The sequence below is a fragment of the Providencia sp. PROV200 genome, from assembly GCF_049901995.1.
Lineage (GTDB): Bacteria > Pseudomonadota > Gammaproteobacteria > Enterobacterales > Enterobacteriaceae > Providencia > Providencia rettgeri_E.
On record NZ_CP096307.1, the window covers coordinates 339,819 to 365,099 of the forward strand.

At 38.8% G+C, this 25,281-nt stretch carries 21 protein-coding genes; 9 read left to right on the top strand and 12 right to left on the bottom strand.

The features are described from left to right. Positions 1-339 precede the first annotated feature (339 nt). Positions 340-2,094, top strand: a complete 1,755-nt coding sequence (locus M1E86_RS01540) for a DUF262 domain-containing protein (protein WP_213913573.1) — start codon at positions 340-342, stop codon at positions 2,092-2,094. A 481-nt stretch (positions 2,095-2,575) separates the two neighbouring features. Here the strand turns inward: M1E86_RS01540 and M1E86_RS01545 are convergent, their stop codons facing one another. The 8 genes from M1E86_RS01545 to mobA all read right to left on the bottom strand — a co-directional run bounded on the left by M1E86_RS01545 (position 2,576) and on the right by mobA (position 11,193). After that, positions 2,576-3,178: a glutathione S-transferase family protein gene (locus tag M1E86_RS01545; RefSeq protein WP_213913575.1), complete on the bottom strand. Its 603-nt coding sequence runs from the start codon at positions 3,176-3,178 to the stop codon at positions 2,576-2,578. Between the two features lie 49 nt (positions 3,179-3,227). Continuing rightward, a complete protein-coding gene (locus M1E86_RS01550) occupies positions 3,228-3,926 on the bottom strand; it encodes a helix-turn-helix transcriptional regulator (protein WP_125891697.1) in 699 nt (232 codons plus the stop codon). Between the two features lie 155 nt (positions 3,927-4,081). Next, positions 4,082-5,386 (bottom strand): carbohydrate porin, encoded by a 1,305-nt coding sequence (locus tag M1E86_RS01555; RefSeq protein WP_426099231.1) that lies wholly within the window; start codon positions 5,384-5,386, stop codon positions 4,082-4,084. Positions 5,387-5,528: 142 nt separating this feature from the next. Then, the gene (locus tag M1E86_RS01560; RefSeq protein WP_213913601.1) at positions 5,529-6,920 is read right to left on the bottom strand and encodes a glycoside hydrolase family 1 protein; all 1,392 of its coding nucleotides are present in this window, start codon (positions 6,918-6,920) and stop codon (positions 5,529-5,531) included. 12 nt (positions 6,921-6,932) lie between these two features. After that, positions 6,933-8,828, bottom strand: coding sequence for a PTS beta-glucoside transporter subunit IIABC (gene bglF, locus M1E86_RS01565; RefSeq protein ID WP_213913578.1), 1,896 nt, complete (start codon positions 8,826-8,828; stop codon positions 6,933-6,935). A gap of 169 nt (positions 8,829-8,997) precedes the next feature. Next, positions 8,998-9,843: a BglG family transcription antiterminator LicT gene (gene licT / locus M1E86_RS01570; RefSeq protein ID WP_213913579.1), complete on the bottom strand. Its 846-nt coding sequence runs from the start codon at positions 9,841-9,843 to the stop codon at positions 8,998-9,000. A 220-nt stretch (positions 9,844-10,063) separates the two neighbouring features. After that, positions 10,064-10,603, bottom strand: a complete 540-nt coding sequence (gene mobB / locus M1E86_RS01575; protein WP_213913581.1) for a molybdopterin-guanine dinucleotide biosynthesis protein MobB — start codon at positions 10,601-10,603, stop codon at positions 10,064-10,066. Further along, positions 10,600-11,193 (bottom strand): molybdenum cofactor guanylyltransferase MobA, encoded by a 594-nt coding sequence (mobA, locus tag M1E86_RS01580; protein ID WP_125891691.1) that lies wholly within the window; start codon positions 11,191-11,193, stop codon positions 10,600-10,602. The genes mobB and mobA overlap by 4 nt, the downstream gene beginning before the upstream one ends. A 216-nt stretch (positions 11,194-11,409) precedes the next feature. On the opposite strand from mobA, the gene M1E86_RS01585 reads away from it, so the two are divergent. The 4 genes from M1E86_RS01585 to polA all read left to right on the top strand — a co-directional run bounded on the left by M1E86_RS01585 (position 11,410) and on the right by polA (position 16,527). Continuing rightward, positions 11,410-11,679 carry a YihD family protein gene (locus M1E86_RS01585; protein WP_004262581.1) on the top strand — a complete coding sequence of 90 codons (270 nt, stop codon included), beginning with the start codon at positions 11,410-11,412 and terminating at the stop codon, positions 11,677-11,679. Positions 11,680-11,685: 6 nt separating this feature from the next. Continuing rightward, the gene (locus tag M1E86_RS01590) at positions 11,686-12,681 is read left to right on the top strand and encodes a serine/threonine protein kinase (protein WP_426099232.1); all 996 of its coding nucleotides are present in this window, start codon (positions 11,686-11,688) and stop codon (positions 12,679-12,681) included. Positions 12,682-12,714: 33 nt separating this feature from the next. Continuing rightward, positions 12,715-13,335 carry a thiol:disulfide interchange protein DsbA gene (gene dsbA, locus M1E86_RS01595; protein WP_125891689.1) on the top strand — a complete coding sequence of 207 codons (621 nt, stop codon included), beginning with the start codon at positions 12,715-12,717 and terminating at the stop codon, positions 13,333-13,335. A gap of 399 nt (positions 13,336-13,734) precedes the next feature. After that, positions 13,735-16,527, top strand: a complete 2,793-nt coding sequence (gene polA, locus M1E86_RS01600) for a DNA polymerase I (protein ID WP_213913584.1) — start codon at positions 13,735-13,737, stop codon at positions 16,525-16,527. Between the two features lie 499 nt (positions 16,528-17,026). Here the strand turns inward: polA and yihA are convergent, their stop codons facing one another. After that, positions 17,027-17,638, bottom strand: a complete 612-nt coding sequence (yihA, locus tag M1E86_RS01605; RefSeq protein WP_125891687.1) for a ribosome biogenesis GTP-binding protein YihA/YsxC — start codon at positions 17,636-17,638, stop codon at positions 17,027-17,029. A gap of 323 nt (positions 17,639-17,961) precedes the next feature. On the opposite strand from yihA, the gene ppiA reads away from it, so the two are divergent. The 3 genes from ppiA to M1E86_RS01620 all read left to right on the top strand — a co-directional run bounded on the left by ppiA (position 17,962) and on the right by M1E86_RS01620 (position 20,901). Then, a complete protein-coding gene (gene ppiA / locus M1E86_RS01610) occupies positions 17,962-18,534 on the top strand; it encodes a peptidylprolyl isomerase A (protein WP_125891686.1) in 573 nt (190 codons plus the stop codon). A 447-nt stretch (positions 18,535-18,981) separates the two neighbouring features. Next, positions 18,982-19,557 (top strand): aminodeoxychorismate synthase component II, encoded by a 576-nt coding sequence (locus M1E86_RS01615; protein ID WP_004265957.1) that lies wholly within the window; start codon positions 18,982-18,984, stop codon positions 19,555-19,557. A 129-nt stretch (positions 19,558-19,686) separates the two neighbouring features. Further along, the gene (locus tag M1E86_RS01620; protein ID WP_213913586.1) at positions 19,687-20,901 is read left to right on the top strand and encodes an aspartate aminotransferase family protein; all 1,215 of its coding nucleotides are present in this window, start codon (positions 19,687-19,689) and stop codon (positions 20,899-20,901) included. Positions 20,902-21,057: 156 nt separating this feature from the next. Here the strand turns inward: M1E86_RS01620 and M1E86_RS01625 are convergent, their stop codons facing one another. Continuing rightward, positions 21,058-22,728 carry a hypothetical protein gene (locus tag M1E86_RS01625; protein ID WP_426099233.1) on the bottom strand — a complete coding sequence of 557 codons (1,671 nt, stop codon included), beginning with the start codon at positions 22,726-22,728 and terminating at the stop codon, positions 21,058-21,060. Positions 22,729-22,915: 187 nt separating this feature from the next. Then, entirely contained in the window at positions 22,916-23,548 is a 633-nt protein-coding gene (gene crp / locus M1E86_RS01630; RefSeq protein ID WP_006813718.1) for a cAMP-activated global transcriptional regulator CRP, read from the bottom strand. Between the two features lie 356 nt (positions 23,549-23,904). On the opposite strand from crp, the gene M1E86_RS01635 reads away from it, so the two are divergent. Next, the gene (locus M1E86_RS01635) at positions 23,905-24,306 is read left to right on the top strand and encodes an OsmC family protein (RefSeq protein ID WP_213913590.1); all 402 of its coding nucleotides are present in this window, start codon (positions 23,905-23,907) and stop codon (positions 24,304-24,306) included. A gap of 90 nt (positions 24,307-24,396) precedes the next feature. On the opposite strand, the gene M1E86_RS01640 is transcribed toward M1E86_RS01635, so the two are convergent. Beyond that, a complete protein-coding gene (locus M1E86_RS01640; RefSeq protein WP_004265947.1) occupies positions 24,397-25,266 on the bottom strand; it encodes a phosphoribulokinase in 870 nt (289 codons plus the stop codon). Between the last annotated feature and the right edge of the window lie 15 nt (positions 25,267-25,281).

The following is a 25,281-nucleotide window of genomic DNA, read 5'->3' on the forward strand; positions in this document are numbered from 1 at the left end:
GGCTATGCACAATATATGTAGCCAGTATTTAAGGTGTTCACTAGTAATTATTCTCCCTCCTCGAAGAATACAGGGGTTCTCTTTTTAGCCTGATCATACGAGATGGCCTATTTAATATAGTTACTTTCTTTAAAAGTCATTTGGCTTACTTTTTCTAGTATAATTAATCTGAATACAGATTTTAGAGACCATCTGTTTATACTGTAACGTATTCTATTTATTAACAATGAGTAATATATTTCCATGTCAGGGTGTACCATTGAGTATTCTCGGTATACCTTTCAGAGTGGTCTATGTGAACAATAACTAATTTGATAAGAATTAAAAGAGGTATCTGTAATGGCTGGGTATGAAGCACCGATTACTATAAAAAAAGCAATAGATAATATTAAAAAACGTCATTATTTGCTACCTTCTATTCAGCGCGAATTTGTTTGGGATACCGATCAGATAGAAACTTTGTTTGATTCACTTATGCGTGATTACCCAATTAGCACATTCCTTTTTTGGAAAGTAGACAAAAATAAAATTAAAGATTTTCAATTTTATGAATTTCTAAATAAATACCATGAAAAAGACAGCCGTCATAACCATAAAGCAGAACCTAGTAATGAAGAGGACATCATTGCGCTACTAGATGGTCAGCAGCGTATGACTTCAATGTATATTGCTCTTACAGGTACTTATGCTAAAAAAATTCCTTATTACCATTGGGATAGTTCACATGCGTTCCCTGCTAAAAAACTGTATCTAAATCTATTAAAACGATCTGATGAACTGGAAACGGAGTATGAGTTTAGGTTCCTAACTGAAAAAGAAACGAAACAGTCGGAAGGCTATTATTGGTTTGAGTGCAGTAAAATTCTTGAATTAAATGAGTCTAGAAAACTCAATAAGTATTTGATTCAAAATAAACTAATGGATACATCCATGTATACAGAAACGGAATGTGACTTCGCTTCAGATACATTGTTTGAGTTTTTCAACGTCATTCACCAAAAAGGCACTATTAGCTATTACCTTGAAGAAAGTGAAGAGCTGGACAAAGTACTTCAAATTTTTATTCGGATCAACAGTGGTGGCACCAAGCTAAGTTATTCTGACTTGTTATTATCAATCGCCACAGCTCAGTGGAAGGAAAAAGATGCGCGTGAAGTGATTCATGAGTTTGTGGACTCAATTAACCGAATTGGAGATGGTTTTAATTTTACTAAAGATATCGTTTTAAAGTCATGCTTGGTACTAGCCGATTTTGATGTGAAGTTTAAAGTCGATAATTTCACAAAAGAAAATATGGTAACTATTGAGCAAAATTGGGATAAAGCGTCAGCAGCTATGCGTTCAAGTATTCAACTGGTTTCTAAGTTAGGGTTTAGCCGAGATAATTTAGCCGCAGCTAATACAATTATACCTATAGCCTACTTTATCTTTAAGAATGATTTCGAAGATACAATCGTTCACTCCTCTCACCGCGATGAAGATCGAAAAGCCATAAAAGAGTGGTTAGCTCGTGTTCTACTCAAAGGAACGTTTGGAGGTCAGCCAGATTCAATTTATCCTAAAATGCGTGATCTGATAAATGAAAATTTAGGTAGGTTTCCGCTTCAAGAAACAATTGAATATTACCGTGGCAGCCGCAAGTCAATCAACTTCACTGAAGATGATATTGAAAATATATTGGATTTACAATATGGCACAGCTAAAACGTATTGTGCACTTTCATTATTGTATCCTGGATTAAACTCTGCCTATAAGTATCACCAAGATCACATTCACCCGCAGTCACTTTTTAAATCTAAAATACTCGTAAAACAAGGTGTTGATCCGAGTGATGTTGAACAGTTTATTGCGGAGTTTAATAAACTACCAAATCTTCAGTTACTGGAAGCTACCAGTAATATTGAGAAAGGTGATAAGTTATTTGAGAACTGGTTAGATATCAACTTTAGCACAAATGGAGCTAAAGAAAGCTATCTAATACAGAACCTAATTGCTACGGATCAATCATTAAAACTAACTGATTTTTTATCTTTTATTGAATCTCGTAAACAAAATATGAGAGAAAAACTTATTCGGTTATTAGATGTAAATTGAGTTTCAGTTAGTTAAGGAAAGTATTCGGCGACTAAGTAAGCAAGGGGCCGTGATTATATTGTGTATTCCATTAATACAGATGATAGTTTAAACAGTACTTTCCTATTAACTATTTTTGGAAAAATTTTCCACGTTATGTTAAATCTATCTTTATAGATATTTTTTAGAGTTAGGGTGGGCTATTGCCGTACCAATTGTAGGGAAATTAGCGGATAAATGGGGGACAAAGACTGTTGCTCAGATAAGTGCATTATTGGTGATAGTATCATTTCGTATATAGATTAAGAGATAATTAGTTATTTACTATGTATTTTAATTTACGTAAGAATCTATTCTTATGCCTATAGTGGGTTAAGAGTAATACGTGAAAAATAATTTCACTCTCTTTCTATTGTGGATTAGGAAGAGAGTGATTGTTAATACTTACACGCTATTGGCGTTTTTATTCTTGATGATTTTTGACGTCAGGGAATAATATTTATTATTTATTCTCTAAAATCTCGGCAATTGCAGGAATAGTAGACAAACTTTTCATGTAAGTTTGCATCGCAGGGGTGGTTTCCATGACTTGGTATTTAACTAAAAACATCACAAATGCGCCGATATACACATCGACAGCCGTAAATTGCTCGCCACAAATAAACGGTTTAGCATTGTTTAAACCCACTTCTAAACACGCCATGGCGCGCTCGATAGAACCAAAGCCAGAAGATTTTTGTTGCTCTTCGTCTAATTGAATGCCTAAATTATTGATGGTAAAGGCAGATTCAATTGGCCCAGCAGTAAATAGGAACCAACGGTAGTAATCTGCACGTTTAGGGTCGTTCAAGGCCGGTGCTAACCCTTTTTCAATAAACTTATCTGCTAAATATAAGCAAATGGCGGCAGTTTCAGTGACGATGGCATCACCATCAACAAGCGCAGGGACTTTTGCCATGGGATTAATTGCAAGATATTCAGCGGTGTGCATATCCGCGCCATAACCTAATTCAACACGTTTGTAAGGAATGTCTAAAATTTTTAAAAGTAGGTCGACAGTATTACCGCGTGACATTGAATTAGTAAACAGAACCAGTTCGCTCATGGTGATTTCCTTATATGAAGTTGAGCGCTTACTATAAGGGAGTCGAGTGTCAGAAATTGTCAGGAGAGACGCACAATACTTCTTTTTGCCAACGTTCTAGTAGGTAATTTTTGGGGTAAGGTAGCTTATCTGAAAGTGCCTGATAAGATTGAATGCGGTCTAAACGGAAGTGGCGGTAACTTTCACGTAATTCACACCAAGCGGCCAAAACTTGTGAATCTTTCATATAACCAATCGCAATTGGCCAAATAGTGCGTTTGCTAGGTTGATTTTGTCCATCCAGGTAAGTCATTTGAGCTTTGCACTCTTCTCGCAAGCTTAAACGCAAATCTTTAGCTATCGTGTCATTAATTTCATAGAAATGGGTGGTTGGGGCAAATAAGGTATTTTGATTTAGGATTTTCTGTGAATGACCTGCCACCACCGCATTAATCTTACTTATCGCTCGTATTGCTGAGCTTTTTAGTTCAGTGTCTGTATTACTTTTTACCCAACGTAAACCTAATATTAAGGCTTCGAGCTCATTTTCATCAAAAGTTAAAGGCGGTAATAACAGGCCCGTTTTTAATTGGTAGCCAATACCGGCTTCACCAATAATCTCAGCACCTTGGTCGCGTAAGGATTCTATATCCCGATAGATCGAGCGAACGCTGACCTGCAGTTGTGATGAAAGTGCTTCTGCCGTAATCGGATAGCGATTCTCTTTGAGTATCTGCAATAATGTGAGTAGGCGCTGCGTGCGGGTCATAAAGTCGTCTGCTTAATATTATAGAAGGAGAAAAACAGCAAAGATAATGTGTCTAACTATAATAAAAAAATAATAAGCGGAATGCTAATTTATTGGTGATAAAGGGAGTGGGGAGCTCCCTTTATCGATAGAGATAAAATAAACGGTAATATCATTTAAAACGTTAAAACAGTCTTCAGCCCCAAGACCCACGCATCTGATGTTCTTTTTACTCCGCCTGGTTGATGCCAATACTGCATACTTGGTTGGAGTTCCAACCAATGAATAGGCTTAAAGCGATAATAGAGTTCTGCGTTTAATGCGTTTGAAGTAATAGGATGATATAACGGATCATTATAATCGGTGATCCCTAACTGCTCATTTTGTATTTTTTGGTTTTTTGCAAAGTGGTCACTAAGCTCAATATAGGAAACACCGAGGCCAATCCAATCTTCAGGTCTGGCATCAAAAGCCCCGCGGTAGCGAAGGGAGCTTGAGACAACATAGTTCATGAAATTACTGCGCTCATCGTGGTAACTGCCACTAACCGATAGACTTAAGCCTCGATTTTCATCATCTTTGTGGCGAGTTAACTGTTGGTTCATTCCGCCATAGGCAAACCATGTGTTGTTGTAGCTTTTATCTTTATAGAGGTCATGCTGTTTGGCATTGGTATATAATAACCCTAGGTTATAGGCACCAGGCAACCTATTGACGAAAGTGCGGTTCTCAATTTCTAAAGGTAATAAAATGCCTTTACTGCCTTTGGTTGACCAACTCCATGCATGGCTTCTATCCGTTGCTTGAGGATTTTGTTCCATAACCCCTGTTTTGATGGTGATTCCGGGGGTGATTTTATAGCTAACCGTTGTTCCCCAAGTGTGAATATTCCAGTTACTCCATGTCAGGGCGTTAGCTGATTTTCCGCCACATTGGCTGAGTAATTGGAAATCACAAGGAATAATTTGGTCGAACTCTTGTACTTTATTCATCATACCAATACGCCAGGTTAGTCGGCGGTCATCAAAGCTACGAGCGAAGGTTAGCCATCCTAATCGTGTTATGGAGCCGCCCCCATAGCTTTCTTGTGCAAGGTCGTTATTCGGTACCCGAGGGTCTTGCAGGCGTTTAATGGTCAGGTTGTCTTCATGGTTTCGATTGACAATATTTCCTTCAATACGGGCATCTGGAATACCTGTCCAACGTTCAAGGTCTTGTGTGAATGTAAAAGCAAATTGGTCGATATAAGCAGTATGTTTATCATTATTGTAGCCACCCCCTGCATTATAGGCGACTTGGCTCAAATAATTGCTGTGAAATGAAAAACCGTGGTCGGATAATATAGGACGTATTCCTAACATATCGCCAAATATTCCTTTAGGGGCGGGCTCAAAGCCTAAAACAGTTCCATTCCATTGTTGCTCATTCGCGATAGCAGGTAACGTTAAAAATAACAAAGAGAATAATAATTTTTTATTCATGTCGGAAATAACCTATTAGCAATAGTTTGCCTTAACCCAATAGTAGATAATGGGTTTATGCAGTTGTCTTTTTAATCTAAGGGCTCTCGAGATAAATAAATTATCCCGAGATATTTTTTATTATATTGAGGTATTTATTTTATTAGCGTAATAACTCTCCTTGGCTCTTAATAATACTTTGATACCAATAAAAGCTTTTTTTACGTTTTCTTTCGAGAGAGCCATTACCTTGGTTGTCACGGTCAACATGAATAAAACCATAGCGTTTTGACATTTCAGCTTTGGATGCGCTAACAATATCAATCGGCCCCCAACTGGTATAGCCCATAATGTCTACACCATCTTGGATGGCTTCGTGTATCTGAACTAAATGGTCGTTGATATATTGAATACGATAATCATCAATAATTTCTCCTTCAGGCGTTATTTCATCAATAGCGCCTAATCCATTTTCAACAATGAATAATGGTTTTTGGTATCTATCCCATAATAAATTTAAAAGTGTTCTCATCCCTTTGGGATCTATTTGCCACCCCCACTCTGAACTTTCTAAATGAGGGTTTGGAACCATGCTGAGAATATTTCCGCGTTTTTTCTCATATTCATCTTTATCCGCAGTCACGCAACCCGTCATATAATAACTGAATGAGATAAAGTCCACGGTATGCTGTAAATCGCGTTTATCTTCTTCTGTAATCGTTATATTAATTTGCTGGTCTTTAAAATAACGCAGCATATAGCCTGGGTATTGCCCTCTACACTGTACATCACCAAAAAACAGCCATTTACGATTTTCCGTCAGGGTTTCCCACACATCATCAGGTTTACAAGTTAATGGATAAACAAGACCCCCTAATAACATATTACCGATTTTGGCATCAGGAATAATGTCATGGCAGGCTTTCGTGACTCTTGCACTGGCAACGAGCTGGTGGTGAATTGCTTGGTAAACTGCTGAAGGAGAACTATTTTCAGGCAGGCCTACGCCAGTCATTGGTGCATGTAAAGACATATTGATTTCATTGAATGTCAGCCACAGTTTGACTTTATCTTTATAGCGCTCAAAGACGGTACGTGCATAACGTTCGAAAAATTCAATTGTTTTACGGTTTCCCCAACCGCCATACTCTGTCACTAGGTGATAGGGCATTTCATAATGGGATAAAGTAATAACGGGTTGAATGTTATATTTCGCCATTTCATCAAATAAACTATCGTAAAAAGCGAGGCCGTCTTCATTGGCTGTTAATTCGTCACCAAGTGGAAATATACGGCTCCATGCAATAGAGGTGCGTAAACAGGTAAAACCCATTTCAGCGAAAAGTGCGATATCCTCTGGATAGCGATGATAAAAATCGATAGCGACATCTTTAATATATTGGTCGTTATCATTTCGTTCAACAAGCTCTCCAAAAATACCATTTGGCTGAACATCAGATGTACTTAATTCTTTCCCTGCCGTTAAATATGCTCCTTCGGCTTGGTTTGCTGCAATTGCGCCACCCCATAAAAAGGTATTCGGAAATTTGGTCATCATTTTAATTCCTTATTTCGGATTAACTGTCATGAATGTAAGTCCAGAATTGATTGTCTGGTTCAGCAAGGTTGTTTCAACGGCGGCGTAATCATCACTATTACTAATAATGATTGGCGTTGTTAAGTCATAACCAGCCTCAATAATTTTTTCTAATTCAAAGGTGAGAAGAAGGTCACCGGCTTTGAATGTATCCCCTTGTTTAACTTGAGGGGTAAAGTAAAGCCCATCGAGTTTTACGGTATCGATGCCAACATGGATTAATAATTCAATTCCACTTTGGCTTAATAGACCTAGCGCATGGCCAGTTTTAAAAAATGAGCCAACTTCACCATCGAATGGGGCATAGACTGCGCCAACAGTTGGGACAATGGCGGCACCTTGTCCGAGTAATCCACTGGCGAATGTTTCATCAGGGACATTTGCTAGTGGAAGTGAGTGCCCAGACATAGGGGACAAAATATCATTGTCAGTCACGGGTTGAGCTTGAACATGGGTAGGTTGAATGAGTTTAGTTTCATGTTTAAGCCCAAAGAGGCGCGTTGCTAGGCAAGCAAAAACAAAAGAAAGCAATGATCCAATAATCGCTCCCCAAACGGTATTATTGAAACCACTTTCAGGAATGATTTGTGTGAAAGTGAAAATGTTGACTAAGCCAAAAGAGTAGGTCAGCGTTTGGCTATAACCGATGATTGCACCACCGACACCACCACCGATGCAGCCAAAAATAAAGGGACGGCGCAGCGGTAAAGTGACACCATAAACGGCGGGTTCGGTAATGCCAAAGATCCCTGCGGTGACGGAAGAGCCTGCCATAATCCGCATCTTTGCATTGCGAGTGGCTAGCATGACGCCAAGTGCTGCACCGACTTGCCCCGCAACGGCAGGAAGAAGCAATGGAACCAGCGCATCTTGTCCATAAACACTAAGATTATTGATGCTAATGGGAACAATGCCCCAATGTAGGCCGAAAATAACACAAACCTGCCAAATCGCCCCCATAAATGCACCAGCAATAACGGGGGTAAAGTTATAAATAGTTTGGAAAGTATCTGCAATTAATAGGCTTAACCAGGTTGCTGATGGGCCAATAACCAAGAAAGTGAGAGGAACGATAATCAGTAAACATAAGAGTGGCGAGATGAAGTTTTTCATCGCAGCAGGCAATAAAGTATTCAGCTGCTTTTCTAATAAACAACTCAGCCAAGCTGCAAAGATAATAGGAATAACGGAAGTACTGTAATTAATGAATGTAACAGGTAAACCTAGAAAATATTCAGTAGCCGAACCATTAAGGCTTTGTTGAAATGCCGCTATCATTGATGGGTGTACTAAAGCACCACCAATTGCCATGGTTAAGAATGGGCTTCCTCCAAACTTTTTACCCGCGGTATAACCGAGAACTAAAGGGAAAAAATAAAATAATGAGTCACTGGCAGCAAACCATAATTTATAAGTGGCACTTTGTTCTGATAACCAATTAAGAGTGACAGATAAAGAAAGGAAACCTTTTAAAATCCCCGAGGCTGCCATCACGCCGAGTATTGGTGTGAATATACTGGAGACAATATCGATAAAATGGCTAAGAATATTTTCTTTGTCTTTTTTCTCGTTAGCTATCTGACCGCTTTCTTTTAGGGAATGTTCTGTCGTTGCATCTTCTTTGCCAATGAGTTGGTTTATTGCGTTATAAACCTCATGTACATGGTTACCAATAACTACCTGAAATTGGCCCCCGCTTTCAACAACGGTAATCACTTCTGAGTTTTGCTTTAAATGCTCAGGGTTGGCTTTTTTTATCTCTTTAAGCTTAAAACGCAAACGCGTTGCACAATGAATGACATTGACGATATTGTCTTGGCCGCCTACATCGTTAATTATCTGCTCTGCTAAAGGTTGGTACTTCATAAATATTCCTTTATCACTTTATGATGAACACTAGCGCTATTAATGAATATGCAAAAAAAAACCTGATGCACACTCGCCTAATGAGGCGAGTGATAATCAGGTTTTGCCCACCATGAGTTGGTGGTAACAATCCATTCGGTTTTTATTCGTTGTCAGTTAAATAGCGAATTTAATTTTGTTGTAACGCGTTCTCTTTTCTCACGCGCTCAATATGGATAGTAAGAAACATACGTTCTTCATCTGTTAAGTCTCGTTGGTATTTTTTCTGTAAAAACTGGCTTATTTTTTCGGCACATTGCCAAGCAATGGCATAATTTTCTTTAATCACAAGATGCATAGAAACATCATCATTCGGTACTGGCGTATTACTCATCATGCGATGGGCAAAAAACTTTAAATGAGTAACGAAGCGTTGATAACTTAATGTTTCTGCATTGTACTCAACTTTTAGGTTATATTTCACAATGTTCATGATTTCTTGCATCACGTCCATCGTTTGCATAACAACAGGCATTTCCCCTGTAAGCTGCGCATTAACGAAATGTAACGCGATAAACCCAGCTTCATCGATGGGTAACTCAATCTCTAAATCTTGCTTAATTAAGGCCAGTGACGCTAACCCCAACTGGTACTCTTTTGGATAAAGTCGCTGAATTTCCCATAGCATAGTATTAGTGATAGCGAGGCCTTTTTGTTGTCTTTCAATTGCATAATTACAGTGATCAGTTAAAACGATATATAAGCTTTCATGTAGGCTGCCAAGTTTACTTTTCGCATTTTCAATTATCTTGTCACAGACTTGCATGACAGAAATCGGTATTTGGCTCAACAGTTCACTTAATCGGTTTGTTAATTCATGGCTACGTAACTCAAAGATTTTTTCTATTTTTTTAGGATCGATAAAGTCATTAACCTTCATTTGAAAGGCGAGTCCACGCCCCATGATGACAATTTCTTGCTGTTGTTCATTTAGGGCAACGACCACATTGTTGTTTAAAATTTTTGCGATCTGCATTTTGTTTCCCCTGAAACGAAAAAAACCTGATAGCACAATGACAATTCATTGACTAATCAGGTTTTGCCTGCATGATAAGTGCAGTAACAATCCAATAACTTAATTTTCAAATACTGTAATTAAACTTTTTGGATTATTCAAATAGCAAAGCATGAAAATGTGAACTCACACGGTCAATTCAGCCAATCTCTTTTTTGCATGACCAATGACCGTGTTGCGCCTATTTAACTGTTTTTGCCACCAAGACACTTTTTTGCCACCAAGACACAATGTAATCAGCAATTTGTTCTGGGCTATTGATATCTAACTGCGGCACATTTGTATCAATGATTTCATTGCTGGCAACAGCAACCACATAGTCATCAATTAAGCCGTTTAACGGCTTACCCACCTCAGAACGGAACAAGGCAATTTTGTCGATCGTTTCATGTTTGAACCCTTCAACGAGGATCAGATCTAATGAAGTGGGATCGAAACGGCTGGCTAAATAGCGTAGATCCATCTCATTCGCGTCGGGGGTTTCAGTCATCAATGCCCAGCGTTTTTCACTGGCAACAAGCGTTTGGTCAGCGCCAGCTTTACGTAATTCAAAGCTGTCCTTGCCTGGTTTATCCACCTCCATGTCATGATGAGTGTGTTTAATTAAACCAACGCGCAAGTTGCGTTGCTTGAGCAAAGGAATAACTTTTTTTAATAGGGTCGTTTTTCCTGTGCCGCTGTAAGCGGTAATTCCAAGTAGGGGTAGAGTATTTTGCTTCATGATTCTTTTTGTTGTAGCTCCCAGTTACGGCTATCTTCCAGTGTATTAAGATTCGCAAATGAACCTGACTCGGGTGAGAAAATAACGCCTTTTGCATTAACTTCATGCATAAATAGCATTAATTTACGGTCACCTCTTGCAAGGTAATCATCGAGTTGAGTTTTTAGTGACCGATGTAATAAAGCAAATGTAGGGTGTTCTCGTTCTGCATCACAAGCGTAGCAGGCTAAATGTTTTTCTTTCTCACTAAACATTTTTTCCACTAAATTAAGAGGAAATGCAGGAACATCGCAAGGCACAAACAGTAACCAGTCAGTTGTCGCGTGGTGCAAAGCAGATTGCATTCCTGCTAATGGGCCAGAAAAATGGTTATTTAAGTCAGAAATAACGGTCAATTGGCTTTCGCTGTAACGTGCCTGATTACGGTTTGCATTGATGAGTACTTCGCCAACTTGAGGTTGTAAGCGTGCTAAAATATGTTGATAAAGCGGCTTTCCCGATAAAAGTACCAACCCTTTATCTTGCCCCCCCATTCGAGTGCCTCGGCCACCAGCGAGTATCACACCGGTTATTGACTGACGAAATGACATGTTCAATATCCTTGAATATCTTCAAGAAAATGTTTCAACATTCGTATAAAACACTTTCGAGTATAGTAATTACTAAAATTTATTCTATTTTGCTATAAAATCAATGAATATTCGTGCGTATTGCCGTTAAACTTTACGTAGATTGACAACAGTTCGCTTTTTCTCTTGTATGATTATTGGTAACTTGTATCAAATATTCGTGATAAAGGAATAAACATGAAATGCCATCGCTTAAATGAAGTTATTGAGCTTCTGCATCCTGTCTGGAAAGATAATTCAGATTTAAACTTGGTAGAATTATTGCAAAAATTGGCTGATGAAGCCGGCTTTAAAGGTAGTTTATCTGAGTTAACAGACGATGTGCTGATTTATCATTTAAAAATGCGTGGCTCGGACAGCAATGAAGCGATCCCGGGTTTAAAAAAAGATTATGAAGATGACTTTAAAACCGCTATTTTGCGTGCCCGTGGCATCATTAAAGACTAAAGCGCGATGGATGAAATAGAACATTCGAATTTCCATTTTAGTGGAATTTCCCCTGACTTAATTTTAGATGCCTTAATGGAAGTTGGGGTTTACCCCGAATCAGGGCTACTTGAATTAAATAGCTACGAAAATCGTGTTTATCAGTTCCAAGACGAAAATCGGCAACGTTATGTGGTTAAATTTTATCGGCCTGAACGTTGGAACCGCTCACAAATTCAAGAAGAGCACGATTTTACTTTAGAACTACGAGACGAAGGCTTATCTGTAGCCGCACCTCTTGAGTTTGCAGGGCAAACGGTATTGGAATTTGGTGGGTTTATATTTGCAATCTTTCCGAGTATCGGTGGCAGGCAATATGAAACCGACAATTTGTTTCAATTAGAAAGTGTAGGCCACTTATTAGGGCGTATACACCAAATTGGTCAGCGTAAAAATTTTGCATTTCGTCCGACAATAGGCGTCGATGAATATTTGGCGCAACCCCGCCAAGTGATGGCATCGAGTCCTTTGATTGCGGAACGTTATAAAGCCCAATTTATGGCATCTTTAGATGCATTGATTGCACAAGTAAAATTACAATGGCCTGATTCACATTCATCTATTCGCCTACAAGGTGATTGCCATCCAGGTAATATTCTATGGCGCGATGAATCTTGGATGGTGGATTTTGATGATGCTCGAAACGGGCCTGCAATCCAAGATATCTGGATGCTGCTTAATGGTTCTCGTCAAGAACAAGTCATTCAATTGGATACGTTATTAGAAACGTATAATGAGTTTTGTGATTTTGATGTAAAACAGCTGAAGCTTATTGAACCTCTTAGAGCAATGCGCATGGTACATTACCTCGGGTGGGTTATCCGCCGCTGGCAAGACCCTGCGTTTCCTAGAGCATTTTCATGGCTACAAGCTGATGATTTTTGGCAAAAACAATCGCTCGAATTTAATCAACAAATTGAACGGTTGCAAGACGCCCCTTTGCAGTTAACCCCTCAGTTTTAACTTTTAAGTTTTTGTTTTTGGAGAATGTAGTCTATGAAAAAAATTATGTTGGCTTTGCTTGGTATTGCCATGTCTTTTAGTGCTGCAGCGGCAAACTACACGGAAGGTAAAGAGTATACTGATGTTAAAGCTGTCCCAAATTTACCACAGGTTCTGGAGTTCTTCTCATTTTATTGCCCACACTGTTATCAATTTGAGAGTGTGTATAAAGTGCCTCAAACCGTAGAGAAAAACTTGCCAGAAGGCGTGAAGATGGAACGCTATCACGTTGACTTTCTTGGTCCTTTAGGCGCTGATTTAACCCAAGCTTGGGCTGTTGCGATTGTCCTGAAAGCAGAAGACAAAGTGACACCTATCCTATTTGAAGGCATCCAAAAAACGCAAACTATCAATAGTAAAGCTGATATCCGTAATGCTTTTATCAAAGCAGGTATCTCGGGTGAAGAATATGATGCAGCGTTAAATAGCTTTGTCGTGAAATCTATCGTTGCAAAACAGCAAAACGCAGCGCAAGACTTAAAACTTCGCGGTGTTCCTGCACTATTTGTTGATGGTAAATACCAAGTTCGTAATAACGGTATCTCAGTTGATAATGCGGCTGATTATGGTAAAGAGTTCTCTAACGTTGTGAACTTCTTAATCAGTAAAAAGTAATCGTACATAGACGGTGGTATACTCACCATCGTCTATTTTCTTCTCGTAATATCCACAATTCTAAGACTTTCTTTCACGTGTGTTAAATCCATTCAATTATGTGCTAACTCTTTGATTTTACTTTTCTGTTTATATTATTAATAGCCATGTTACTTGTTGAATTTACTGAGTAACATAAATTTACACACAAGCTTATCCACAGGATGTTAGTCAGATACTTAGTTAATCGGCGTGATTAATTTTAATTAACTGTAATCAATGGTGTACTCATAATAGTGGATGATTTTGGTGTGTTTTTAGTTATCTAACTAAGCAGAATATAAAACTTGGGATGTATCTGAGGCTACATTATGGCATCCTATTAGCATTCGTTCCTGACTAAAAAGATGATGACAGATTATGGCTCAGATTGCAGAAAACCCCCTTATTTTGGTTGATGGTTCTTCTTACCTATACCGTGCTTATCATGCATTTCCTCCACTGACTAATAGTGCAGGTGAGCCTACAGGGGCAATGTATGGCGTGCTTAATATGCTACGCAGTTTAATTATGCAGTATAAACCTAGCCATGTAGCGGTTGTCTTTGATGCGAAGGGAAAAACATTTCGTGATGAATTGTTTGAAAGCTATAAGTCTCATCGCCCACCCATGCCTGATGATTTACGCGCTCAAATCGGCCCATTGCATGAAATGGTTGAAGCGATGGGGTTGCCTTTACTTGTTGTTTCAGGCGTAGAGGCTGATGATGTTATCGGGACATTAGCCTGTGAAGCAAGCCGAAAAGGTATACCTGTGTTAATCAGTACGGGCGATAAAGATATGGCGCAATTAGTTGAACCTAATATTACGCTAATCAATACCATGAATAACACTATTCTAGGGCCTGATGAAGTCAAAGAAAAATACGGTGTTCCCCCTGAACTTATCATCGACTTTTTAGCCTTAATGGGGGATTCATCAGACAACATTCCCGGCGTGCCAGGTGTTGGTGAAAAAACAGCACTCGCTTTACTGCAAGGTATTGGTAGCTTAGACGCAATTTATAATGACCTTGAAGCTATCGCGCCATTAGGTTTTAGAGGCTCTAAAACGTTAGCTCCTAAAATGGCGGAAAACCGTGATGTTGCCTTTTTATCGTACCAATTAGCGACCATTAAAACGGATGTTGAGCTGGAAAAAACGTGTGAAGAGCTGAAAGTTGCTCAACCTGATGTGGATAAACTGCATCGATTATTCAGTCGTTATGAATTTAAACGTTGGCTAGCCGATGTTGAAAATGGGACTTGGATGGAGGGTAAAGGCTCAAGTGCGAAAGCAAGCCCAACACCAGCAACATCACCTGCGAAGCCATCAGCCCCAACTGCGCCAACATTGTGTGCCGAAAATTACCAAACGATCCTAGAAAAAGCCGATTTAGAGCGCTGGGTTGAAAAATTAAGCAAAGCATCATTATTTGCTTTTGATACTGAAACCGATAGCTTAGATACCCAAGAAGCTCGTTTAGTGGGAATGTCATTTGCAATTGAACCGGGGCACGCCGCTTATTTACCATTAGGCCACGATTACCTTGATGCGCCAGTACAGCTTCCTCTGAAAGAGGTTTTGGAACTTATGAAGCCTATTCTTGAGAGTGAAAACATCCTCAAAATTGGCCAAAACTTGAAGTATGATGCAGAAGTTCTTGAGAATTATGACATCGAATTAAAAGGCATTGGTTATGACACCATGCTGGAATCCTATGTATTAAACAGTGTTGCGGGGATGGGACGCCATGATATGGACAGCTTGGCCGATCGTCATTTGAACCACAAAACGGTGAGCTTTGAAGAGATTGCAGGGAAAGGCAAAAAACAGCTAACATTTAACCAAATCGCCTTAGAAGAAGCCGCTAATTATGCGGCAGAAGATGCAGATGTCACGTTATTATTGCACCACGCGTTATATCCACAATTAGAGGCAGAACCAAAGCTTAATCATATTTTCCAAAATATTGAAATGCCACTTGTGCCTGTGTTAGTGCGTATGGAGCGTAAAGGCGTTTTAATTGATGCAAACGTACTTGCAGCGCAGTCAAAAGTGATTACTGCCCGTTTAGCTGAATTGGAAAAAGAGGCTTTCGAACTTGCAGGGGAAGAGTTTAACCTCGCTTCACCAAAGCAATTGCAAACGATTTTATTCGAAAAATTACAATTGCCAGTGATAAAGAAAACGCCAAGTGGGGCTGCATCGACCAATGAAGAAGTACTTGAGGAATTGGCGCTGAACCATGCATTGCCGAAATTATTGCTTGAGCACCGTAGTTTAGCCAAATTGAAATCCACGTACACGGATAAACTGCCGCTAATGATTAACCCGCGTACTCAGCGCGTTCATACTTCTTACCACCAAGCTGTCACGGCAACAGGGCGTTTGTCTTCTCGGGATCCTAACTTACAAAACATCCCAGTGAGAACCGAAGAAGGGCGTCGGATCCGCCAAGCCTTTGTTGCACGTGAAGGCTACAAAGTGATGGCTGCGGACTATTCACAAATTGAATTGCGTATTATGGCGCATTTATCCCAAGATAAAGGCCTATTAACGGCATTTGCGGAAGGGAAAGATATCCATAAAGCAACAGCCGCTGAAGTCTTTGGTGTACCACTGGAACAAGTCACTAGTGACCAACGCCGCAGTGCCAAAGCGATTAATTTCGGGCTTATCTATGGCATGAGTGCGTTTGGCTTAGCGCGTCAATTAGGGATCCCTCGTGGTGAGGCGCAGCGCTATATGGATCTTTACTTTGAACGTTACCCTGGTGTATTACGTTACATGGAAAACACACGTATACAGGCTTCCGAACAAGGCTATGTTGAAACACTTGAGGGGCGCCGTTTATATCTGGCAGATATTAAATCCAGTAATGGGATGCGCCGTAAAGCAGCGGAACGCGAAGCGATCAACGCGCCAATGCAAGGAACCGCTGCGGATATCATTAAAAAAGCCATGATTGCCGTTGATAATTGGTTGCAAACGGAAAAACCGCATGCAGACATGCTAATGCAGGTTCACGATGAATTGGTCTTTGAGGTCAAAGAATCTGAACTAGAGCGTGTCCAAGCTCAAGTTCAGTCATTAATGGAACAAAGTATGAAACTCGATGTACCATTAAAAGTGGATGTAGGGATTGGCGATAACTGGGATGAAGCCCATTAATTTTTAACTGTATTGAATATAGAAACCTCCAAGACGTTATTGGAGGTTTTTTTATGTTTCAATAAAGGCATAACCGATAATTATGCGTTTGAAATAATTTACTAGAAATTTAATCTAACTCTGCAATAAATCAATTATTTTATGGTGAAACGCCAGAAAATGGATAACATTTTTATGCGACATACATCTCATAAATATGTAATTAAAATCCGTTTTTTGTCTTATTTTATGTGTGTTATTATGCTGAATCGTGGGCAGCTTTGAAAAAAAATTACAAAAAGGCTTTTTTTCGAGCGAAAAATAAAGTACATTAATAGGTGTAGGGTACAGAGGTAAGATGTTCTATCTTTCAGACCTTTTACTTCACGTAATCGGATTTAGCTGAATATTAGCTGCTCCAGTCAAAGTTTTTTTGACTGGAGCATTTTTTTATCTAAAATTCAGTGGATTAGAAGATATAAGGCAATAATGAGCCATTTCTGGCTCACAATAAAAGAAATCAAGCTGGTGTGTTATACCAACTATCTAGCTTAATGCGGAGTTTATCGACACCAATCTTTTTCAGCGCTGAAAAGTATTCCACTTCAATATCCCCTTCAAGAGGAGCAAGTGCTTGGCGAACTTCCATTAACTGTTTCTTTCTTGCGCCAGAGGCAAGTTTGTCTGCTTTAGTGAGCAAAACTAAAACGGGCACATTCATTGCAACAGACCATTCAATCATTTGCATATCGAGGTCTTTTAATGGATGACGGATATCCATTAATACAACAAGCCCCTTAATACATTCTCTTTTTTGGAGATATTCCCCGAGTGCTTGCTGCCATTTACGTTTCATTTCTTCAGGAACTTCGGCATAACCATAGCCTGGAAGGTCAACAAGGCGAACGCCTTCCTCAACTTCAAATAGGTTGATTAGCTGAGTTCTTCCTGGTGTTTTACTGGTACGTGCTAAGCTTTTTTGCTGTGTTAATGCATTTAATGCACTGGATTTCCCCGCATTAGAGCGGCCAGCAAAAGCCACCTCAATTCCGGTATCTTTAGGTAGATGGCGGATATCGGGTGCACTGATGACAAATTTTGCCATCTGGTAGTTATGATTTTTAATTGCCATTTGTCGTTCTCCCTGAGTTAGCCTCAAAAGGCTCGGGGATTATAGCTTTGCTTAGCGCTTCACGACAACTCGAAATATCCTCTCAACCTCTTTTCCCTTTGAATCCAGCCTTATTTTTGTATGTTGTGGGCGGGTGAAATAGTAATAATAGAAAAATAACCATTATTGATGACGTCTTTTACAGAAATTGGTCTAGAATTTAGCGCATTTAGTGTGTTTTTATTTTCTGGCGTAAATATAGGTAAATCTTCAGCATTCTTGTTGGCTTCACTCTAGAATTGCTTGATTGCAGTTGTAATGAGCTATAACGAAAGGGATCTTACATGTTAAAACGAATTTTTGTGCCACTTTTGGCCGTCTGCGCAATGAGCGCATCTTCTCTTGCATTATCTGCGGGTGAGACTTATGTTAAATTAGTCACGTCGGCGGGTGATATCGAATTAGAACTGAATAGCAAAAAAGCCCCTGTTACGACAGAAAACTTCGTTCAGTATGTTAATGAAGGTTATTACAACGGAACCACTTTCCACCGTGTTATTCCTGGATTTATGATCCAAGGCGGTGCGTTTGATAAAGATTTACAACAAAAACAAACCCGTGAACCGATTAAAAACGAGGCAGATAACGGTTTACGTAACTTACGCGGTACTATCTCAATGGCGCGTACAGCGAATAAAGACAGTGCAACGAGTCAATTTTTCATCAATGTCGCAGATAATGCTTTCTTAGATCATGGACAACGTGATTTTGGTTACGCTGTATTTGGTAAAGTGGTCAAAGGGATGGATGTTGCAGATAAAATCTCTAAAGTGAAAACGGAAAACGTGGGGCCATATCAAAATGTCCCAGTTGACCCTATTACAATCATCTCTGCAGAAGTAATTAAAAAGCCATAGTGGTTAAAAAAGTCATAGTGGTTAAAAATGGTAGTGATTAAAAACTATCATATCGAATACAGTGGGTAAGTTGCTTTAACGTACCCACTTTTATTAAAAACCACGTTCCCCCCCTTTGTGTGTCCCTTCATGAACGCTCTTCGTTAAAATGTGTCAGCTTCTACTCATTTTTAACAGCCTTTTATTTCATTGTATTTAAAGTAAATCTTAATCAAAATACGGGGTTGTTATAAGAGTGTAAATATAATCCCATGATTTTTATATGGAAATTTATCTCTGATAAAAAACAATCATTGACTTAAATAGGCTATTTTCCTGCTTTGGCTGTGCTATGATAGCCGCCATTATTATTTTTATGGTGTTTTAATCATCGTTCTGATTGCCAACACGATAAAAATATGCATAAGAATTAATATATAATGATAAAAATCAGTCGGATAGGCTAATATGCTTTTACTTATTGATAATTACGATTCTTTTACTTACAACTTATACCAATACTTTTGTGAGTTAGGGGCAGAAGTTGTTGTAAAACGTAATGATGAAATTACCATCGAAGAAATTGAACAGCTTTCACCTACACATCTTGTGATTTCACCTGGGCCATGTACACCGGATGAGGCAGGTATCTCCCTTGAGGCGATCAAATACTTTGCAGGTAAATTACCCATTTTAGGGATTTGCTTAGGGCATCAAGCGATTGGGCAAGCATTTGGTGCATCAGTCGTTAAAGCTCGAGAAGTTATGCACGGTAAAACCTCTGCTATCCACCATAACCATCAAGGTGTTTTCAAGGGCTTGAACCGCCCCTTGACAGTAACACGCTACCATTCACTGGTGATTGCGGCAGAGACACTTCCTGTTTCTTTTGATGTATCAGCGTGGTCACTGAACAATGGTGATGTTGATGAAATCATGGGAATACGGCACAAAACCTTGCCTATAGAAGGCGTTCAGTTCCATCCTGAAAGCATTCTGAGTGAGCAAGGCCATGAATTACTCAATAATTTTCTAAAATATTAGTTTATAAATCTGGTTCAGAATAAATTAATTATGCATATTATGCCCTTTGCTATTGCTCTTTTTTGATTTTTTATTCATATTTAATGATTATATTTTCATTATCGCATTAAATAAGAGCAGGTGAGGGGTATGTCAGAGCAATCAGTAGTAAATCGGCAGACTTTTGATCAAGTTATGTTGCCTATATTTTCGCCAGCGGAATTTATTCCCGTTAAAGGCGAAGGGAGCCGTGTTTGGGATCAGCAAGGTAAAGAATATATTGATTTTGCTGGTGGGATTGCGGTTCTTGCTTTGGGGCATTGCCACCCTAGTTTAGTGTCGGCTGTGCGTGAACAGAGCGAAAAGCTATGGCATGTCAGCAATATTTTCACCAACGAGCAGGCGCTGAAGTTAGCACAAAAGCTCACGAATGCGACATTTGCTGACCGTGCATTTTTTGTGAATTCCGGCTCAGAAGCGAACGAAGCCGCATTTAAATTAGCGCGTCGTTACGCTATCACCAAATATAACCCATATAAAACTAAGATTATTGCTTTTAAACAAGCTTTCCATGGGCGCACATTATTTACCGTTTCGGTTGGTGGGCAAGCGAAATATGCGGATGGTTTTGGGCCAAAGCCTGCGGATATTATTCATGTACCTTTTAATGACCTTGATGCAGTCAAAGCGGTCATTGACGAAAATACCTGTGCAGTCGTTCTCGAACCAGTGCAAGGCGAAGGTGGTGTAACCGCAGCAACGTCAGAATTTCTGCAAGGTGTACGCAAACTGTGTGATGAAAATAACGCGTTGCTGATTTTTGATGAAGTGCAAAGCGGTATGGGGCGAACAGGCAAATTATTTTCTTATATGCATTACAATGTTGTGCCTGATATTTTAACTACGGCAAAAGCATTGGGTGGCGGTTTCCCTATTAGTGCAATGATCACCACTGAAGAAGTGGCAAAAACCATGGAAGTCGGTTCGCACGGTACCACCTATGGTGGCAATCCCTTAGCGTGTGCAGTAGGTAATGCAGCGTTTGATATTATTAATACTGAAGAAGTATTAAATGGTGTTGAAAAGAGTCGTGAATTATTTGTTGCTCATTTAAATAAACTGAATGATAAATACCACATCTTTTCTGAGATCAGAGGAATGGGGTTATTAATTGGCGCGGAGTTAGACGGAAAACTATTGAACCGCTCGAAAGATATCCTGCAAGCTAGTGCAGTAGAAGGCCTGATGATGCTCAATGCTGGCACGAATGTTTTACGTTTTACGCCTTCTCTGATCATTTCTGAAGAAGAAATCAACAGCGGTATGGCGAAATTAGATGCGGCGATCGGGAAATTGCTGAGTTAACCATGAGATAAGATTGCAGAAAATATTTTCTGCAATCTATTTTTTAATGTTATTTAATTGTTTTTGTTTAATTTAATTGTAAAATAATATTTTTTTGAAGCTGTATTTCTTTCTCCATATCGCTACTAAGTTGCTCTAATTCATTAGACGTTTTTTCTATTTTTTTTCCATTTTACTCAATTTCATTGGGGTCATTGAGGTTGCTTTATGAATTGGGGAAGTTTTATCAATAGGCAGATGTTGTCTTAGTCTAGATGATCGCGTTTGCCTAATTACTAAGGAGCTAGCATTAGTTGCTTTTAGGTATTCAGGTAAATTAACGATTGCTTTCTCTCCTTTGTGGAGTCGATTGGTTGAATCACTGTGTCCATAGGTAATTTTGTCGGCCTTTCTAATTTTTCCAGGTTCTGGAATTTGATAAAGCGGTTTTTTTAAGCTTGTATTTAGTAAATAGCTGTCCATTGTTGTAGTAGGTATTTCTGTTTTATTCGTCGTTGATGCTCCATTAGTTTTAATTAACTGAGGAATATGGCTTTTTTTTGATTTAATTGGATGCTCTATTTTTTTAACCTGTGAAAAATCGTACATTTTGATTTGTTTAGGTATTAGGCTTTTTTGCTCTTCTTTATAATCATTTATATCATCAGAATGATAGCCAGATGAGCTTAAACTTACATTACTTGATGAGTGGGTGAGTTCAAAAGAGGATATTTTATTTGTATTTTTGATTTTATCATCTTTATTTTTTTCTTCTTTTTCAATCACTCGTTTAAAACTATTGTATTCATCTTCCAGCATTCTGATGGTTGCTCTCATATCATTGAAGATAACATTAATATCGCGAATTTTACCATTTGGTGATATTGGGAAATCTATAATATCGATGATATTTAATTTTTCGAACTGCTTATGATTTTGATAAAGGGGGTGGATTTCCTCTTCAGGTTCTGACTTTCTGTTTATCAGTTTATTAATTTTCGATTCAACTCGGATCATTTCATCGAGTAGGAATTTATAATTATTAAATAAATCTAATTTTTGCTGCTGAGTTGTATAAACTAAGTTACTTATAGCCTTGGTGCTATTAATTTCATTGTGTTTTTTCATTAACTCTTGTCTAGCTATAGTAGCCCTATCTGTAATTTTAACCTTTCCATTTTCAAACTTAACGCATAGTTCTTTCTTTTTATTTGTTTTAAAAACATCTCTGAACTTGCGAATACTTTTTTCATGAATGGATTTTATTTTATATTTAAAATTAGATAGCGTACCTGCGGAACGGTTTAAATGAAAATCTACAAACGTTGAGGTTTCAACGTTGTTTTTTTTAGTTGTTTGCATTGGTAAGTCTTCCTGAGTTTTATGGGTAATTGAATGGTCTTCTACTGGGGTAAAATTTTTTTCTATTTTTCTCGAATTTTTAAATATGAGGGGATAGCGAGAAACTAAGCTCTGATCTTGAGAACTAGGCATATTTTTAAAAAAATCAAGGCTAGTCTTGAAATCGATAGAGCGGATGTCAATATTTTTATTTTTTTGAGTTCCAAAAACAATCTTATGTTTAGGATCAAATACCTTATAAGTTGGCTGGGTATTAGGTAGCAAACTTCCTATATTTAATGAAGATATAAAATTTACATTTCGCGTATTTTTCATCGACTCTGTAGTTTTATTTGCTAATGCAGGGAATTTTACAGATGTGGAATTTGCATATTGTAATTTCTTAAAAAAATTCTTATTTTGTTGAAAGTTGTTAATAACGCTATTCGTAATATTTCCTGATTGTGGCAAGGAAAATTGGTGGTTTTGGTTGCTATTAATGGGCATATATAAATTCCCGAATGATTATGTATTAATTATCCATGATTTTATATAAGCATATTTTAAATAATATCAAAAAACGCGAGTATACTTGAAAATTAATAGAGGAGTGGGTACAAGAGAAAAGTGTAAACAGCGATATATTGCTGTTTACACTAAGAGTCTAGCCAACCAAGTTTGGCTAAAATATTAATTAACGGGTGCCGTAGACAACAATGGTTTTGCCGTGCGCAGAGATCAGGTTTTGATCTTCTAGCATTTTTAAAATACGACCGACTGTTTCACGGGAACAACCCACGATTTGGCCAATTTCCTGACGAGTGATTTTGATTTGCATTCCATCTGGATGTGTCATTGCATCGGGTTGTTTGGCTAAATTTAATAGGGTTTGAGCTATACGGCCTGTCACATCTAAGAAGGCGAGGTTGCCCACTTTTTCAGACGTGGTTTGCAGGCGACTAGCCATTTGCGCAGAAAGGCGCATTAAAATATCAGGGTTTACCTGAATCAATTGACGGAATTTTTTGTAAGAAATTTCAGCAACTTCGCAGGCGACTTTTGCTCTAACCCACGCAGTGCGTTCCTGCCCTTCTTCAAATAACCCAAGCTCACCAATGAAATCCCCTTGATTCAGGTAAGAGAGGATCATTTCTTTGCCTTCTTCATCTTTAATTAAAACAGCCACCGAACCTTTAACGATATAGTAAAGGGTTTCTGCTTTCTCACCCTGATGGATAAGAGTGCTCTTGGATGGATATTTATGAATATGGCAGTGTGACAAAAACCATTCAAGAGTAGGGTCTGTTTGTGGCTTGCCGAGAACCATTAGCGTTATCCTCTGTATGTTATTGCAGCCATTCAGAAAAACGAATTAGAAAGGCTGGCTTTAAAGTCACTAGCTTAGCATATTAATTTGCCTTATATACCTTTAAATAATCTAACAGCTGATTGGTTCAGCGTTTTTGATTGCTTTGGGTAACGCAAATTGATATCAACACTATAATATGATCAATTAAACCGTTGAGTTTTGATCTTAATCCTATCAACTAAGTATTGTTTGTAGCATATTCAATACAGAAAGTCTCCCCTGTATCGCTTCAGCCAAATAAAGTTGATATAACATTCATTATATCTATGGAACAATGTAGCCTTTAAGTCGATTTCATTTCAAGGGGAAATACAATGGAAGCAAGAGTAAAGTGGGTTGAAGGGCTTTCTTTTTTAGGTGAGTCAGCGTCTGGACACCAAGTGATGATGGATGGGAATGCGGGGGATAAGGCCCCAAGCCCAATGGAAATGGTGCTCATGGCAGCAGGTGGCTGTAGTGCGATTGATGTCGTTTCGATTTTACAAAAGGGTCGTTACGATGTGACTAATTGTGAAGTTAAGTTAACGTCACAGCGCCGTGAAGAAGCCCCGCGTTATTTTGTAAAAATCCATTTGCATTTTATTGTAGCTGGGAATGAATTAACAGAAAAAGGGGTCGAACGTGCGGTTCAACTTTCCGCAGAAAAATATTGTTCGGTGGCGTTGATGTTAGAGAAAACCGTTGAAGTCACACACAGCTTTGAAATAAAAAGCTAAAAATAAATTTAATATTTATTAATATATTTGAATCGAAAGATGCTTATCTTAATTAATGATAAGCATCTTATTTATTAATCAAAAAATAATTTAATTGTTGTTCTTTTGATTAATTAATTTTTCGACTATTGGCGCCATAATTAATTCCATCGCTAGCCCCAATTTCCCTCCAGGAACGACAATTGTATTCATTGCGGAAATAAATGAGCCGGATATCATTGATAGCAAATAGGGGAAATCAATTTGTTCTAGCCCACGAAAACGGATCACAATAAAGCTTTCGTCTTGTGACGGAATCGCTTTTGCTGAGAATGGGTTAGATGTGTCTACCGTTGGAACACGTTGGAAATTAATGTGAGTGCGAGAAAATTGTGGCGTGATGTAATTAATATAGTCCCCCATAGAACGCACAACCGAGTCCATGACGGCTTCGCGAGAGTGCCCTCGCTCTGTGGTATCGCGGATCAATTTTTGGATCCATTCTAGGTTGACAATAGGGACAACGCCGACAAGCAAATCAACATGTTGTGCAACATTATGTTCTGGCGTCACAACGCCCCCATGTAGCCCCTCATAAAACAATATATCTGTTTTGTCTGGCAGCGGCTCCCAAGGGGTGAATGTCCCTGGTTGCAAGCCATAAGGTACGGCTTCATCATAAGTATGTAGGTATTTACGGGACTGCCCACAGCCGGTTTTTGCGTAATCAACTAAGGTTTGTTCAAGCAAAGCAAAATCATTCGCTTCGGGGCCAAAATAACTGATGTGCCGCCCTTGTTCTCTGGCTTTACGGATAGCCATATCCATTTCAGGACGTGTATAGCGATGAAAGCTATCTCCTTCCAGTGTTGCCGGTTGAATATTTAATTGGTGAAAAACTTTACGAAATGCTTGGCTAGTTGAGGTTGTGCCAGCACCGCTTGAACCGGTGATGGCTATGATTGGGTGCTTTTTGGACATCGCAGACTCCCTGTG

Excerpts from the sequence above, each read along its gene's own strand:
- M1E86_RS01540 (WP_213913573.1), top strand. The coding sequence starts at position 340 with ATGGCTGGGTATGAAGCACCGATTACTATAAAAAAAGCAATAGATAAT.
- M1E86_RS01545 (WP_213913575.1), bottom strand. The coding sequence starts at position 3,178 with ATGAGCGAACTGGTTCTGTTTACTAATTCAATGTCACGCGGTAATACT.
- M1E86_RS01550 (WP_125891697.1), bottom strand. The coding sequence starts at position 3,926 with ATGACCCGCACGCAGCGCCTACTCACATTATTGCAGATACTCAAAGAG.
- M1E86_RS01555 (WP_426099231.1), bottom strand. The coding sequence starts at position 5,386 with ATGAATAAAAAATTATTATTCTCTTTGTTATTTTTAACGTTACCTGCT.
- M1E86_RS01560 (WP_213913601.1), bottom strand. The coding sequence starts at position 6,920 with ATGACCAAATTTCCGAATACCTTTTTATGGGGTGGCGCAATTGCAGCA.
- bglF (WP_213913578.1), bottom strand. The coding sequence starts at position 8,828 with ATGAAGTACCAACCTTTAGCAGAGCAGATAATTAACGATGTAGGCGGC.
- licT (WP_213913579.1), bottom strand. The coding sequence starts at position 9,843 with ATGCAGATCGCAAAAATTTTAAACAACAATGTGGTCGTTGCCCTAAAT.
- mobB (WP_213913581.1), bottom strand. The coding sequence starts at position 10,603 with ATGAAGCAAAATACTCTACCCCTACTTGGAATTACCGCTTACAGCGGC.
- mobA (WP_125891691.1), bottom strand. The coding sequence starts at position 11,193 with ATGTCATTTCGTCAGTCAATAACCGGTGTGATACTCGCTGGTGGCCGA.
- M1E86_RS01585 (WP_004262581.1), top strand. The coding sequence starts at position 11,410 with ATGAAATGCCATCGCTTAAATGAAGTTATTGAGCTTCTGCATCCTGTC.
- M1E86_RS01590 (WP_426099232.1), top strand. The coding sequence starts at position 11,686 with ATGGATGAAATAGAACATTCGAATTTCCATTTTAGTGGAATTTCCCCT.
- dsbA (WP_125891689.1), top strand. The coding sequence starts at position 12,715 with ATGAAAAAAATTATGTTGGCTTTGCTTGGTATTGCCATGTCTTTTAGT.
- polA (WP_213913584.1), top strand. The coding sequence starts at position 13,735 with ATGGCTCAGATTGCAGAAAACCCCCTTATTTTGGTTGATGGTTCTTCT.
- yihA (WP_125891687.1), bottom strand. The coding sequence starts at position 17,638 with ATGGCAATTAAAAATCATAACTACCAGATGGCAAAATTTGTCATCAGT.
- ppiA (WP_125891686.1), top strand. The coding sequence starts at position 17,962 with ATGTTAAAACGAATTTTTGTGCCACTTTTGGCCGTCTGCGCAATGAGC.
- M1E86_RS01615 (WP_004265957.1), top strand. The coding sequence starts at position 18,982 with ATGCTTTTACTTATTGATAATTACGATTCTTTTACTTACAACTTATAC.
- M1E86_RS01620 (WP_213913586.1), top strand. The coding sequence starts at position 19,687 with ATGTCAGAGCAATCAGTAGTAAATCGGCAGACTTTTGATCAAGTTATG.
- M1E86_RS01625 (WP_426099233.1), bottom strand. The coding sequence starts at position 22,728 with ATGCCCATTAATAGCAACCAAAACCACCAATTTTCCTTGCCACAATCA.
- crp (WP_006813718.1), bottom strand. The coding sequence starts at position 23,548 with ATGGTTCTCGGCAAGCCACAAACAGACCCTACTCTTGAATGGTTTTTG.
- M1E86_RS01635 (WP_213913590.1), top strand. The coding sequence starts at position 23,905 with ATGGAAGCAAGAGTAAAGTGGGTTGAAGGGCTTTCTTTTTTAGGTGAG.
- M1E86_RS01640 (WP_004265947.1), bottom strand. The coding sequence starts at position 25,266 with ATGTCCAAAAAGCACCCAATCATAGCCATCACCGGTTCAAGCGGTGCT.